General features: G+C 58.4%; 9 protein-coding genes. 6 read left to right on the top strand and 3 right to left on the bottom strand.

What is annotated here, in order from left to right; genetic code table 11:
- Positions 1-48: 48 nt before the first annotated feature.
- Positions 49-1238 (bottom strand): IS3 family transposase gene (locus ASD63_RS16805; protein ID WP_156624148.1). Its coding sequence is split into 2 segments (ribosomal slippage): positions 49-986 and positions 986-1238, totalling 1191 coding nucleotides; the frame shifts between segments, so codons are not numbered across the junction.
- A gap of 1089 nt (positions 1239-2327) precedes the next feature.
- Positions 2328-2924, bottom strand: coding sequence for a very short patch repair endonuclease (locus ASD63_RS34245; RefSeq protein WP_082572904.1), 597 nt, complete (start codon positions 2922-2924; stop codon positions 2328-2330).
- Between ASD63_RS34245 and ASD63_RS16790 the strand changes: the two genes are divergently transcribed.
- The 6 genes from ASD63_RS16790 (at position 2838) to ASD63_RS16765 (ending at position 11719) form a co-directional block, all read left to right on the top strand.
- Entirely contained in the window at positions 2838-4379 is a 1542-nt protein-coding gene (locus tag ASD63_RS16790; RefSeq protein WP_060529528.1) for a DNA cytosine methyltransferase, read from the top strand. The genes ASD63_RS34245 and ASD63_RS16790 overlap by 87 nt on opposite strands.
- 97 nt (positions 4380-4476) lie before the next feature.
- Positions 4477-7092, top strand: coding sequence for a Z1 domain-containing protein (locus tag ASD63_RS16785; RefSeq protein WP_060529527.1), 2616 nt, complete (start codon positions 4477-4479; stop codon positions 7090-7092).
- Positions 7085-8089, top strand: coding sequence for a PD-(D/E)XK motif protein (locus ASD63_RS16780; RefSeq protein WP_060529526.1), 1005 nt, complete (start codon positions 7085-7087; stop codon positions 8087-8089). Before ASD63_RS16785 ends, ASD63_RS16780 begins: the two co-directional genes overlap by 8 nt.
- Complete coding sequence (locus ASD63_RS16775; protein ID WP_060529525.1) at positions 8086-9933, top strand: hypothetical protein; 1848 nt, start codon at positions 8086-8088, stop codon at positions 9931-9933. Before ASD63_RS16780 ends, ASD63_RS16775 begins: the two co-directional genes overlap by 4 nt.
- Positions 9930-10844, top strand: a complete 915-nt coding sequence (locus ASD63_RS16770; protein ID WP_060529524.1) for a hypothetical protein — start codon at positions 9930-9932, stop codon at positions 10842-10844. The genes ASD63_RS16775 and ASD63_RS16770 overlap by 4 nt, the downstream gene beginning before the upstream one ends.
- Positions 10841-11719, top strand: coding sequence for a hypothetical protein (locus ASD63_RS16765; RefSeq protein WP_060529523.1), 879 nt, complete (start codon positions 10841-10843; stop codon positions 11717-11719). The genes ASD63_RS16770 and ASD63_RS16765 overlap by 4 nt, the downstream gene beginning before the upstream one ends.
- 179 nt (positions 11720-11898) lie before the next feature.
- Here ASD63_RS16765 and ASD63_RS16760 read toward each other — a convergent pair whose 3' ends face one another.
- Entirely contained in the window at positions 11899-13710 is a 1812-nt protein-coding gene (locus ASD63_RS16760; protein ID WP_060529522.1) for a site-specific integrase, read from the bottom strand.
- Positions 13711-13939: the final 229 nt, after the last annotated feature.

Genomic DNA, 13939 nt, shown 5'->3' with positions numbered 1-13939 from the left:
CTTCTTCCCCACGACACGCGTGCTGACAKCTGACCTGCCACTGAACTTTCATCCAGCTGCGACTAAAGTCCCCGCGGTTCTGAATACGCCAAGTGGCGCGGTGGGAGCAACCGGCGGAAACGCGAAGCTTTCAACTTGCGCAGCGTTGGAGCCGGTTGCGGCGATGGACCCGGCATAGTCTGCCGGGGTCTGGTATCCGATCGATGAGTGCGGCCGGAAATGGTTATAATCCTCCGCCCACTCGGCAATGGAACTGCGGGCATGATCGAGGCCGAAGAACAGACTCTCGTTGAGCAGCTCGTCCCGCATGCGCCCGTTGAAACTCTCTACATAGCCATTCTGCATGGGCTTTCCCGGCGCAATGTAATGCCATTGGATCTTGTGATCCTTCGACCAGGCGAGGATGGCGTTCGAGGTGAACTCCGTGCCGTGGTCAGAAACGATCATGCCGGGTTTGCCACGGCGCTCGATGAGTGTCGTCAGTTCCCTCGCCACGCGACGCCCGGAGATCGAGGTGTCGGGGATGGCGGCCAGGCATTCGCGCGTCACATCGTCGACGACATTGAGAACACGGAAGCGCCTGCCACAGGCGAACTGGTCATGCACAAAGTCCAGAGACCAGCGAGCGTTGACTTTCGCCTCGACCAGGATCGGCGCACGCGTGCCGACGGCACGCCGCCGGGCTTTCCGCTTGCGAACGGAAAGTCCTTCCTCGCGATAGAGCCGGTAGATGCGATTGACCCCGGACGGTTCTCCGTCCCGCCGAAGCAGGACAAACAGCCGCCGATAGCCGAAACGCCGCCGCTCATTGGCGAGGTTGCGCAGCTTCGTCCGCAACTCCACCTCCGGGGGTCGGCACGACCGGTAGCGGATCATCTTGCGGTCGGCGGATATGATCTGGCAGGCCCGACGCTCCGACAGACCCATGACGGCCTTCAGATGCGTGACGGCTTCACGCTTGGCAGCGGGCCCTACCATTTTTTTTGGAGAAGCTCGCGAAGTGCGGCTGCATCCAGCATCTGTTCGGCCAGCAGCTTCTTCAGCCTCGCATTCTCGTCCTCAAGCGCCTTCAGCCGCTTCGCCTCGGAGACTTCCATGCCGCCATATTTGGCTTTCCAGTTATAAAACGTCGCTTCTGAAATCCCGTGCTTGCGGCAAAGATCAGCGGCCTTTGCGCCTGCCTCCTGCTCCTTCAGCACCGCAATAATCTGCTCTTCCGTAAATCTCTGCTTCTTCATTCGTCCGTCCTCTATGGGCCGGACTTTAATCCATTCTGGAGGGAATTCTCAGTGGCAGGTCANCAATAATCTGCTCTTCCGTAAATCTCTGCTTCTTCATTCGTCCGTCCTCTATGGGCCGGACTTTAATCCATTCTGGAGGGAATTCTCAGTGGCAGGTCACAGCTAGCGGAAAGTGGCCGAGGTTCATGCCAGGCATGATCGATGAGACAGATTACATCGTAGGCCGGAACACTTACGACATCCGACTTGACGTGATTGACCGTATGACGCCGAGCACCGATCGGTCAGTGCTTTATGAATCAACCTTCTATGTCGGCGAAAAAGACGATCCGCGAGCATCCTGGCGTATCCAGAACAAGGTCTTGGACAAGCAGAACAAGGCCGCCGGCACACGCGATCATTTATCTGAAGACAAGAAGCGGATTCGGATCGAAGTGACACTCGGTCCTGATGGCTGCCGGGAAACAGGACTTCACGCATTCGATGGCCTGGCCGACTTCAATTTCGCCAGGCTCCAGAAAAACTTCTTCCAGTTCATGAAGCCGACATTCGGGGTGTTCCCGCCTTATGGAGCTCGCGCGCAATCGTCGGCTGTCAAAATGCGTATAGAAGAAACCAGGAGGCAAAGATTCCTGAACGCCGGCGTGCTGGGTCTCCAGATTAGAGAGGATGCCAAGGAGGATTTTAGAAAGTTGGAGATGCCGAACTTCAAGAGCTGGCACAAGACGAAAGGCAGCAAGATGCCACGGAGAAACCGGACCGGCGTCGGACCATACGGAACGATGGTAGCTTATGAGGAACTGACGCGCGTAGTCGAGTGGGCGCTTGCTGGTCTTCAAAGGAAGGTGAAGAGGGAGATGGGGAAGTAGGAGAAAGGCACAGTAAGCCTGAACCTAGGTCCGTGCTAAGGGTCTAAAGACAAGTTATTAGGTCGGCTGCCCGGTCTCAAAGCAGATTTCCTGCACCACAGGCGGTCCGGACGATTTTCGCGCCTGTGACTTCGGGAAAAACTTGTTCCGCATGGACACCTGGGCGCAGGGTATTGCGCGTATGCTGAGAGAACACTGTTGCGGTCTGACCGCTGATCTACTCGATTTCGATTTCGTCTTCAGCGGACACAAGCCAAGTCGAGAGGCACTCGACCGTGGCTGAAATCTTCTCTGGCTTTCGTAATGCACACTCCCAGACCGTCGCCACCCGCCATCCGTTCGCGAGTAAAGCCGTGCGAACCATATTGTCGCGAACTACATTAGCATCGAACTTCGCCATCCAAAAATCGGAGCGTGTTGACGGGTTTGTAGTATAGCGACAGCCTTGGTGGCGATGCCAAAAGCAGCCGTGTACAAAAACGACAGCATGGTATTTGGCAAGGACAATGTCCGGCTGCCCGTAGACATGCTTTGAATGAATCCGAAAGCGAAAGCCGCGGGCATGAAGTGCACGCCTCAGAGCGAGCTCGGGCTTCGTGTTCTTTCCCCCTATGGCCGACATCATTCGGGAACGGGTCTGCTGGTCTACGATATCGGTCCTCTGGGCCCTGGTATTCGTCCGCGAACCTAGTATACACCCGCAGGTAAAAATCGTCAGGAGTCTAGTTTGCCTTCCACTTTCGGCATAGTTGATCTGTTCGCTGGCCCGGGAGGGCTCGGTGAAGGCTTTGCATCGCTCGTCGAGAACGGGCATGCGCCGTTTCGGATCGGCATCTCGGTCGAGAAGGAGGCATCGGCCCATCGGACCCTGAAGCTGCGATCTTTCCTGCGCGAATACCAGTCTCGCCACGATACACTGCCCACCGAATTCATTGAGTTCCATGCAGGGATTACGGCGGAACCAGACTGGTCAGCCATCGACGCCGAAGCGTGGCGACATGCAGGCAATGAGGCTCGTGCACTGGAGCTCGGAAGCGAGGCGGCTGCTACCGCAATCGATGGCGCCATCGCGAAGCTGAAGGATGAGTACGATGACACAATTCTGATCGGCGGCCCCCCCTGCCAGGCATACTCCCTTGTCGGGCGCGCTCGAGCCAAGGGCAAGATCGGCTATGTTCCCGAGGAGGATGCACGGCACTACCTTTTCCGCGAGTACATCCGGGTGCTGGACCGGCTCCGCCCTGCTGTCTTCGTGATGGAAAATGTCAAGGGCATGTTGTCCTCGACGGTCGAGAGCCGCCTGGTCTTCGAGATGTTGCTGGAGGACCTTTCGTCGCTCGGCACTGGCAAGGACCACCACTATGAACTGCGGGCGATCAGGGTTCAGAATGGAATGGCCAGCCTGCAGGAAGCAACGCAGCCATCTGACTTCATCGTTCGTGCAGAGCAGTTCGGGGTTCCACAGCGACGCCACCGGGTTATAATTGTCGGGGTCCGCTCCGATCTCGCAGACAATGCCGCCACGGCCAAGATAGCTCTTTCCGACTCGACGCGAACGGTCAGCGACGTCATCGCGTCGCTGCCTGCCCTTCGAAGTGGCATCAGCCGCGGCCGCGACGACGCGGCATCATGGCAGCGGGAGGTTGCCGACGCTGCGAGGCGACTGGGCGACATCTATCGGGATCGCAGGGATGACTCGCTGCACGAAGCGTTTGCGAACTTGCCGAGGCGGCTGACGCAAGATTTTCCGTACCCTAGAATGGCGTCATCGTTGCCAGAAGGATACGGCAGATCGAACGATGAGCTGCTGCGATGGCTCGACCGGTCGGATCTGAGGGCGTTTGCGCAGCACGAGACACGTGGACACATGGTTTCGGACCTTGGAAGATACCTGTTTGCCGCGGTCTTCGGGGCTGTCCGCGGCTACAGCCCGAAGGCTGCCGATTTTCCCTCGGCTCTCAGCCCCGATCATCGAAACTGGGATAGCGGCGTCTTCAATGATCGATTTCGCGTACAGCTTTCCAACGAGGCGTCAACCACCGTGACGAGCCATATATCTAAGGACGGCCACTACTTCATCCATCCTGATCCAATGCAGTGCCGAAGCCTAACCGTGCGGGAGGCTGCGCGGTTGCAGACGTTCCCGGACGACTACCTCTTCCTGGGAAATCGGACACAGCAGTATGTCCAAGTTGGAAATGCAGTGCCGCCGTATCTCGCAAGGCAGATTGCAAAGTTACTTTTAAGTTCTTTAACGCAGTTCCAATGAGCAACTTGAGGTTTGGCAGGTCTTAGGCAGCTGTTCTTTTGACGGGCATTTAGTCTAGAGTTGGGAGGCGAATCGTTTTTCAACTCTAGGGATTGCAATGGCCTCTCCTCAAATCGACACCTTCGCCACTCAGCTCCGCCAGAGACGTGCAAATTATGGCACCCTAGAAGACACCGCAGCGTCGTGCCGGCGCGAGATGGAAGGTATGTTCGGCCCCTTCGGGCCGGAGATGGTCGCGAATCTCGAGGCTGCTTTGGAGATAGTGAGAGCTGAGATCCAAGACGTCGAAGTTCTGCGCAGACACTCGATCGTCGATGCGCCAGAGGATTGGTATCGGGGGCCAGGCGCCAACAGCCACCATTGGTCCGCGCTGCACGAGTATCTCAAGACCAAGAATTGGGACCTCGACACGATCGGCTCTTTGGACCGGGCCTCGACTGAAGTTGTCTCGCTGCTGGGCAACCCCGGAAAGGACAAGTTCGCTTGTCGCGGCCTTGTGGTGGGATATGTGCAGTCTGGGAAGACTGCCAACATGACCGCAGTCATGGCGAAGGCCGTCGATGCCGGCTACAACATGATAATTGTCCTGGGCGGCGTGACCAACAAGCTGCGCAAGCAGACTCAAGATCGCTTCGAAAAGGATGTCCTGCGCCATCGCACCCTCTGGCAACTCTACACGACGAGCGATCCCGCTGGGGATTTCGTCCAGCCTGCAAATGGGGGCTTCGTGATGCCGGCAGAGGGCCATGCCCAGTTGATCGTCATGAAGAAGGAGGGGAGCCGTCTCAAGCAGTTAAGGCGTACGATATCCAACACCCCCGCGGTGGTCCTGCGGAAACTCAAAGTGCTCCTGATCGACGACGAATGCGATCAGGCCTCGGTGAACTCCGCACGCGGCGAGTTTGACATGACCCGGATCAATGCCGAGATACGGCATGTCTTGGCAGCTCTGCCAGCGGTCACCTATGTCGGCTACACCGCGACGCCGTTCGCCAACGTCTTCATCAACCCCTATCCTTACGGTAACGACAAGGATCTAGATGATCTCTATCCGCGCGATTTCATCACCGCGCTGGAGCGACCGATCGGCTATTTTGGTGCGCGCGAGGTCTTTGGAAGCGACAGCGCGGAGGCGGATAGCGAAGAGCGGGACATGATCCGCACCCTCTCAGAGGACGATCCAGATGTCCTGAGACCGACTTCACCGAAGGACAAGGAGAGCTTCCGTCCCGAGATAACGCAGAGCCTCGAGGACGCAATCCTATGGTTCCTCACCAGCTGCGCAATTCGCCGAGCCCGTGGTCAGGAGGGCGAGCACATGTCTATGCTGGTGCATTCCTCACCATTTGTGCGTCAACACGAATACATGTCCGAGCTTATCAGAAACTGGGTGGAGCAAAGAAAATCCGACCTGATCTCAGGGGTTGGCGGCCCCACCGCGAGATTGCGAGAGGTTTTCGAGCGTGAACGGGAGCGCACTGCCCCGGCCGGCTATAATCGCATTCCGGAAGATTTCGACGTGGTCCTCGCTCATGTCCCCGCGGTCCTTGATGCGCTCTGCTATCCGGTAGAGAATGGCGAAACGGACGAAGCCCTGCGCCTTGATTATACCGGTGATCCGATCACCTGCATCGTGGTCGGGGGCACAGTGCTCGCCCGCGGCCTCACGCTCGAGGGGCTCTGTGTCTCGTTCTTCCTTCGGACGTCAAAGCAGTACGACACCCTGCTGCAGATGGGGCGCTGGTTCGGCTATCGCCGCGGCTACGAAGATCTCCCACGGCTTTGGACGACCGAGGACCTGGCCTCCAAGTTTCGTTCTCTCGCCGTGATCGAGGAGGAGATCCGCGAGGACATCGCAGTCTATCGCGAAAGCAAGCTCACGCCACGCGACTTCGCGGTGAAGGTGCGTTCGATACCCGGCATGGCCATCACGGCGGCGACCAAGATGAAGCACGCCTTCCGCACCAGCATGAGCTTCTCCGGGAAACACGTCCAGACCATCCGCTTCGACCATCACAACAGCGAGATCGTGGGCGGCAACTGGGGCGCCGCGTCGCAGCTCGTGGATGCGATGCTGGCAACGACTGTGCCCGATCCGAAGGCCCGGGGGCTGCTGTTCCGAGGAATTTCCTTTCAGGCCGTACGGCGCTTCTTGGCCGCAACCGAAATCTCGGATGAGCACATGGACCTCAAGAAATCCCACCTCATTCGCTATCTGGACGAGGCGGGGGGCTCTCTTGGCGAGTGGAATGTCGCGATCATTCAGACGAAGTCGACTACACAATCCGCCAAACCGCTCGGCGATCTCGGCAAGGTTCCGACAATGCGACGTTCTCGGCTGGGGGAGGCATCGCCCCGGTATGCCGACATCAAAGCCCTTATGTCCAAGGACGACATCCTGATCGATGCCGCCCAGAAGCCGGACAAGGAGGACTGGACGGCTTACAAATCATGCAGGCCCACAATCCCGTTGCTCCTCTTGTATCTGATCGATGCGAAATCCGAGCCGCAAGAGCAGAGGTCGGGTGGTGACAAGCCCTCGTCCCGTGTTGCACTCGATGCCGTCTCGGATGTGGTCGGGTTCGGAATTGTGTTTCCCGGTCAGAAGGATCGCTCGGGCGGCTATTTCTCGGTTGATATCGAGGCCCCTGCGGTTGAGGAAACTGAGGAGAGCCAGGACCAGATCGAGGAGGTGGAAGGCGCAGATGCCTGATACCGGCAGAATTGAGAGGGAATGGATCGAGATACGCGCCTCGGGCCGAGGCGATGGAGTTTTGGAGGTTCCAAGCCGGGCTACGGCGGTCACGACCGGCTACGGTCAGGTCCGTCTGGCAATCGGCCCGCTTGGCGAGCCGCGGCTCCTGGTCCCTGTCGGACGTCCGGCTGGAGGTTCGGCGACCGCAAGCGGCCACAATCTCCTCCTCACGCGGTCCTCGTTTCGGTCGGGTGGAAAGCTCGAACATTTTATTGACATCACCCTCCGCAACCCACGGCTGACCCGTGTCTTCACGGAATTGGTCGAGGAGATCCTGAAACGACTGGAGAGTGGCGACGGCCCGGAAACCGCTGTCCACGGGACCATCCAAGACTTCCGAAATCTTCTCGCGCGCGCTCCAGACGGAGAAATCCCCCTGACGAAGCTCTGCGGGCTGATCGGCGAACTCGTCATTCTCGAGAGATTGACAGCCATACTGCCCGCGGCACTCGACGGATGGACCGGCCCGGCTGGACAGCGCCATGACTTCCGGCGTCACGATATAGCTATTGAGGTCAAGACATCGCTCCGCTCCGACGCCTCGCGCGTTACCATTCATGGGCCGGAACAGTTGTTGCCTCCGCTGAATGGTCGCTTGCACCTCGCGCACGTTCGGATCGAGCCCGTAGGCGACGGTGAGCTTTCCATTGCCGCACTCCGTCGCGCCATAATCGAGCATGGCGTAGACGAACTCGTACTCGACGAGCGCCTAGACGAGCTCGGGTGCCGTGATCCGGAAGCCGAAGAATGGAATGCCAAGAGTTTTGCGCTTGAGGGGATCGACATGTACTCGCTATCGGCCGGATTCCCGTCCATAACTCCAGCATCCTTTCCTGGGGGCGTCCTGCCCACTGGTATTGTCGCACTGACCTACGAAATCGATCTCGCGACGGCTCGCGCGCATCTTATGGACCAGAGACAGGCGCAGGCCCTCTTCCTGGAGTTCGCCGCATGATCCCGCTCGATCTGCATAGCGAGAAATTCGCCCGCACGGGGAATATGGCCGGCGAGGGTTTCCGTCGCCTCCTGGGACGCCCTGCACTCGGCCTCTTGCAGACCGTGATACGGGAAGCCTTGCAGAACTCGGTTGATGCCGCCCCCAAGGGCAACGGGGTCGAGATCCTGCTGCGCTTCAGGACCCTCGAGGGAGAGGAGCTTGTCCGACTGCGCGATCTGTTTTTCCAGGCACTGCCGCCGAAAGAAGCCGATGCAGCAAACGGGGACGAACAGAGCGCGAACTTGCGCGACATCCTTCAAGAGGACCAGGTTTCCCTCCTCGAGATTGCCGATTTCAACACATTGGGGCTTGCCGGGCCGACCCGTGCAGATGTCGCAGCTGGCGATCAGAGGCTGGATTTCGTCAATTTCCTGCGCAATATCGGTGCCGCACGCGACACTCATCACGGAGGCGGAACCTACGGATATGGCAAGACCTCGCTCTATGCGCTGAGCCGCGCCTCCACCATCATCACCGACACTCAGACCACCTGCGACGGGATTCCCGTTCGTCGGGTCATGGGGTGCCATCTCGGCGATGCATTCGAAGCCGACACCGACGGAGAGCGTGGCCGTTTCACCGGGCGTCACTGGTGGGGCCGCCACGATGCCGAAGGTGGGGTCGAGCCGCTTGAGGGCGCAGAAGCAGTCGCACTTTCCGAAACGCTGGGGCTTCCGCCGCGTGACGAGAGCCGAACCGGCACAACGATAGCGATCGTGGCTCCGCATGTCGATCGGGGGGAGGATCTGCGCGCCGAACTGATGGAGTCCGTTCTCTGGAATTTCTGGCCAAGGATGTGCGGGTTCACGCCTGCGGAACGGAAGATCAACGTGCGGCTCGTATTTGAAGGCGAACAGGTCGAAATCCCTGCGCCTGAGGACTATCCGCCGCTAGACCTTTACGCCGCAGCACTGCGGAACGTGCGCGGTCAAGGAAAAGGGGAAGTCACGACAATCCGCGGCGGCAGACCGATCGCCGATCTCGGCCTCCTCTCGATTGTCCGAGGTCTGCGTGCATCTCGCAACCTTATGGCATTGCGCGATGGAAGCCCCATGCGCGAACAGGCGCATTCCATTGCACTTATGCGTCCCGTCGAGCTGGTTGTTCGATATCTACCTGGCGAGGCCTTCGTCGACCCGCACTTCGAATGGGCAGGTGTCTTCATTTGTTCGGAGGAAGACGAGATAGAAAAGGCTTTTGCCGTGACCGAGCCACCGGCCCACGACGACTGGATTCCGGACATGCTTCCGAAGGGGCGAGCCAAGACCTACGTCAACGTGGCGCTCAGGGAACTAAAGCTGACGGCGGCAACCTACGTCCAGCCGAAGGCCGCATTTGGTACAAACGAGGATCGTGGACCATCCATCGCCAGGACTGCCGCCAAGCTGGGAAGACTTCTGTCCAGGAGCTCCGGAAGGGGACCAGGGCGGCCGACTTCCCCGGGCGGTGTCGCGAGCAAGAAGAAGATCACGATTTCCGCCCCCCGCTTTGCGGGCTTGGAATATCGCGAAGGCCAGCGTGTCGCCAAGTTCGAGGCGGAACTGATAAATGATGGTAGCCAACCCGATCTCGTTCTACATGCCAGCCCGCAGCTGGTGCTGGACGGCTCCTTCACCTCGGTCGACGATCTGCCCGGTGACATCAGGATCAACCTCGTGGACCTCTTCCTCAACGACAAAATAGCCGGATCGAACGGGATCAGAATCGGGAACACCCAAGGCATGGTCTCGTGTCGGGTCACCATGCCGGACGATGCAGCCGTGGGAATTCGCTTCAGTTTCGAAGAGGAAGATTCTGTATGACCGCAACTTTTGCCCTTCCCTTTCTCTGCCTGCCGGACGAAGCAGTGACGCTCGGACGCTGGATGATCGGCCAGCCCGGAGCCTTGCTTTTCCCGATGAAGCTCATGCTCGACGAATGGGACTATGCAGCCGACATCGAGCTCCGTGGCTCCATTTCGGTTGACGTGCGGGCCGCCGCGAAGATGCTCGCGATCCCCGAGGACGAGCTCAAGCTCGCGGTCAATTTCAAGATCGGCACGGGACGTGGGCGCTTTCCCAGAATCGTGACGCGCGTGAGTTCTCAGCTTGTCGATGCTGCAACCGATCAACCGACAGAGTTGCATGCAGTCATTCCAGGAAACACCCTGTCTGGGCGCCTGCATGCTCGGATCGACGTGGTGCTGGCGACTCCTGCCGCAAACGGCTCGGTGCTTTCTCCGAGCCGCGTCGGGTCTCGCCTCTGGTCGCACGAAGGCTCTGTCGAGCTCGAGGATGGTGGAGACAATCGTTTTCCGATCGAGGTCGTCTCCTTTGCAGAGACCTTCGCCAACCACCGTCATGTCTCGGCGCCCTGGTACCTGTCATGGCGACCGGGCGGGCTCTCCGCGGATTTCGGTGGCTCGATCCGCCTCTATGTCAACTCCGATCATCAGGGACTGGCGGAGCGGGTCGTGAATGGCGACGTGCCCACTCTCCAAGCTATCCTCGGTGATGTGATGGTTCAGATGGTCGGGTCCACCCTCGACATGGAGGATCTTGGCGAACAGCTAGATGGATCTGAAGAGGGTTCGGTCGGCGCCCAGATCGCGGGCTGGCTGAATCTAGCCTTCCCGTCGCGCGAGCTGGCCGAGGTCCGGAGCATCCGACGTAGTCTTCCCGGCCAATTCCACGCCAGCATTCATGCCGCCGCCGAGCTGAGAGATTTTGAATGAGCAATGTCAGGCTTCTCCCCCGGTTGAACGACGTCGGCGTGATGCGGTTCATGGAAGATCTCGAGCGTCTTACGCTCGAAAATTCGGAGCTCATGGACGTCGACAGACGCCGGAGCGAGTATGAGGCATGGATCTGGTATGCGCCGAGCGGCGGCTCGGTTTCGCCCGAACTGGTCGAAGATATTCTAGCTCAGATGACGGCGATCGCTCAGCAGCACGGCTATCCAGGTCGGGCATCAGACAAGCAGAAGAACGGTTTCGATGTCGACGCGGCGAAATGGCTCGCCGGGCATCCGCGACTGTCCTCTCCGGACCTGTTGCGCGATGACACCTGGGCGTTCCTGTCCTGCATCTTGCTGCAAGAACTCGTCGTATGGCGCTATTCGGCGAGACAGAGTGCCCGCTTCGCCGGAGGTGTCCGCAACACGTTTCAGAGACTCTGGATCCGGGGGCGCACCCTCGATCTGGGCGAAACTGCCGGCAAGAAACGCTGGCATCTGCTTGAGGGCCTCAGCGAGGATGCGATGGTTCAGATCTTCGAGCGCGCCTCCATTGCGTCGGATGTGCAGCTCTCGAAGGCTATCGCGATCGGCTGGCTCGACACTGCCGACCGTATCGGTCGAGCGCAGATGGAGGATGTCATGCGGCGCGCCACAAAACTTCTGCGGTTGCGCAATCAGATCATAGATCTGACTTTCATGTCCGTGGAAGACCTTGGCAAGGAGGTTGAGGCCGTATTTGCAAGATCATCCGAAGGTATTACAGAACGGGAGCATCTCGGTGATGGTTCGGGACAGAAGGACTCCGTCATGTCCTGGATCACACGCGCTATCCGGAGCGCCAAGAAGGGCGGTTCGATGGTGCAGAACCAATAATTTTGTTTAGTGTGAACGGCAGTTACTATGCCGCGACTCATGATTTATTAGAAATGACCGAAATAAAGCGACCCTCAGTCGGGGTTCACAAACTCTTGCAAGAAGATCGATTGATCCGGCCTCCACCAGAACTCCTTCATACTGAACTACGTAAGAACCCATGGCTGCTGAGTGCCATTTCACACAGGAAAGAGGTGTTTCAAAACAAGTCCAGGATAGGCAATTGCATTCACGAGCTCAGATCGCTGGTCCAGCATGCCTTGCGTCAAGACGCCATATCCTCGGGTCACGCGATTGCCGCTGACATGGCCGAAGATGAAATTGAACTGCTCATCGAGGTATCCGGCACGCCTCAGCGCATCAAAGGCCCCATGTCGGAAGGAGTAGAGGGAAAGCCCCCTGCCCTTCTTCAGGCCAATCTTCTCCAGGTATCGTCCAAAATCGCGACTGAAATCGGAAATCATCTGACCGCGTGAGTTGCGAGTGGCGAATGGGAAAACGCGCGAATGCCCGGCTTTCCGGATGTCCGTGAGATAATCCAGGAACCCGAGTCTGACGAGCTCATTGTGAACCGGGACCACACGACGCGATCCGTCGGTCTTGACGCTCTTGATGTCCTCATCGCTATCGTCGCTTGTTTCGGTGATATCAAATATCCAGGTGTCGCCCTCCTGGCGAACATCTGTGAGGAGCAGTTGTGCGATCTCCGCCGGCCGAGCACCGGAATAGAGCATGATCAGCGGAACCCAGAAACGATGATCTCTGATTAGAGCCGTCCCTGGCTTATTCCAGAAACGGGGAGTTTCGTCGCTCTCGCATCCGGTGAAGAGCGGGGATCGAAAGAGAATATTCATCTGATCCGTCGTGAACGGAAACACCTTCTTTCGCTTATCCTTTGCGAGGAACATCCCTTCGGTCGGATTGCTCTCAATGTAACCGTGGGCTGCGAGCCAATTGCAGAAAGCCGCGAGGCTGGACAGATATCGGTTCACCGTGCGCGGGCTCAGCACCGGCTTCCCCACCGTCTTGTTATGCTCGACGATCTGATCGATTTTCATACCCTCAAAAGCCTTGGTCTCTGTAGCTTTGACGGGATAGAGCATCAGTAAGGCTTTCCATTCCCGCACTGCCTTTTTATCGACCCGTGATACCGGAAAGGTAACGCCGACATGCTGGACAAAGGTGCCAATGTCGCGTCGCGCCTGGGCAATGGTGTCCGCGGTGATGCTCTTCGGATTTTCGCGGGCGTAGATCTCGAAGAGCTCCATGATGCTTTCGCCAGGTGCTGCAAGTTCCCGCCGTTTCGCGATCACCGGCTTGACGATCGAATCTGTAGGCACACCGGAATAGTCGCCGCCATCTCGCTCCAACGTGCGTTCAAGTGCCTGGATTTCGGCTCGAATCATTAGAGACGCGAGCTCTCGGAATTCCCCGGAGCCATCATCAATCAGCAGGCGATGTCGCTCGATGAATTCACGAGTCGCACCCTCGATCAGTTTATCGTCGCCACTGCCCAGGTCGCGCTTAAGGGCCGCAAGACGGCGCCTCCTCAGGTTCGCATCGTCCTCACGCGCTCGCTTCATTAGCTCGAGATCGGCATATCCATTGATCATGCCGACCATGTCGCCAGAGTGAATCTCACCGAGGTCGATGCGTCGCCAGATTCGGGCAACCTCCTCTTCCATCGCGGAGGCGGTCGGCATGGCACGGCGTTTCTCCGCATCCTCAAGAAGCTTGGTCTCGTAGTGCTCCCAGACGGCAACGGCCTTGTCCTCGTCGGTGACATTCCGCCGCGCTCGGAGTTCCTCGAAGAGCGCCTCCCACTTCTGCAGTTCCGGATAGAGCCGCTGCTTGGCGACAGCCTCATCTTTGGTTCGCAGCGACACTTTTTTGTCCTCGCCAGGGAAGTGGTCCTTCAGGTCGACAGGGAAATAGATGCGCGCATAGTAGGTGCCGCCTTCGCGACGGATGAGATTGGAGCGTCGGGCCATTGAGAAGCTCTCGGAACAGGGAACCGGAACACGTTACCGGAACACCTCTAGACGGGAAATGTTAGTTAATGCAATATGTTGAGCAGGAACAAGGCACTAGGAAAAGTTGGATTATGTTCCAGGTTCCCCAGCCAATCTTCTCTCTTTAAATCCTTGATTTTCAGATCGCGCTGGATGTCGCTTTGACGCCATTGGCGGCCCGATACGGCGCCGAAATCCCTGCCCACCG

The sequence above is a fragment of the Ensifer sp. Root558 genome, from assembly GCF_001427045.1.
GTDB lineage: Bacteria > Pseudomonadota > Alphaproteobacteria > Rhizobiales > Rhizobiaceae > Ensifer > Ensifer adhaerens.
Note: the sequence above shows the minus strand (reverse complement) of the source record. Positions and strands in the feature narration are given on the sequence as shown.

What these genes read in the sequence shown, in the direction of transcription:
- ASD63_RS34245 (WP_082572904.1), bottom strand. Translation starts at nt 2,924, where the DNA reads ATGCCCGTTCTCGACGAGCGATGCAAAGCCTTCACCGAGCCCTCCCGG.
- ASD63_RS16775 (WP_060529525.1), top strand. Translation starts at nt 8,086, where the DNA reads ATGATCCCGCTCGATCTGCATAGCGAGAAATTCGCCCGCACGGGGAAT.
- ASD63_RS16760 (WP_060529522.1), bottom strand. Translation starts at nt 13,710, where the DNA reads ATGGCCCGACGCTCCAATCTCATCCGTCGCGAAGGCGGCACCTACTAT.
- ASD63_RS16780 (WP_060529526.1), top strand. Translation starts at nt 7,085, where the DNA reads ATGCCTGATACCGGCAGAATTGAGAGGGAATGGATCGAGATACGCGCC.
- ASD63_RS16785 (WP_060529527.1), top strand. Translation starts at nt 4,477, where the DNA reads ATGGCCTCTCCTCAAATCGACACCTTCGCCACTCAGCTCCGCCAGAGA.
- ASD63_RS16770 (WP_060529524.1), top strand. Translation starts at nt 9,930, where the DNA reads ATGACCGCAACTTTTGCCCTTCCCTTTCTCTGCCTGCCGGACGAAGCA.
- ASD63_RS16765 (WP_060529523.1), top strand. Translation starts at nt 10,841, where the DNA reads ATGAGCAATGTCAGGCTTCTCCCCCGGTTGAACGACGTCGGCGTGATG.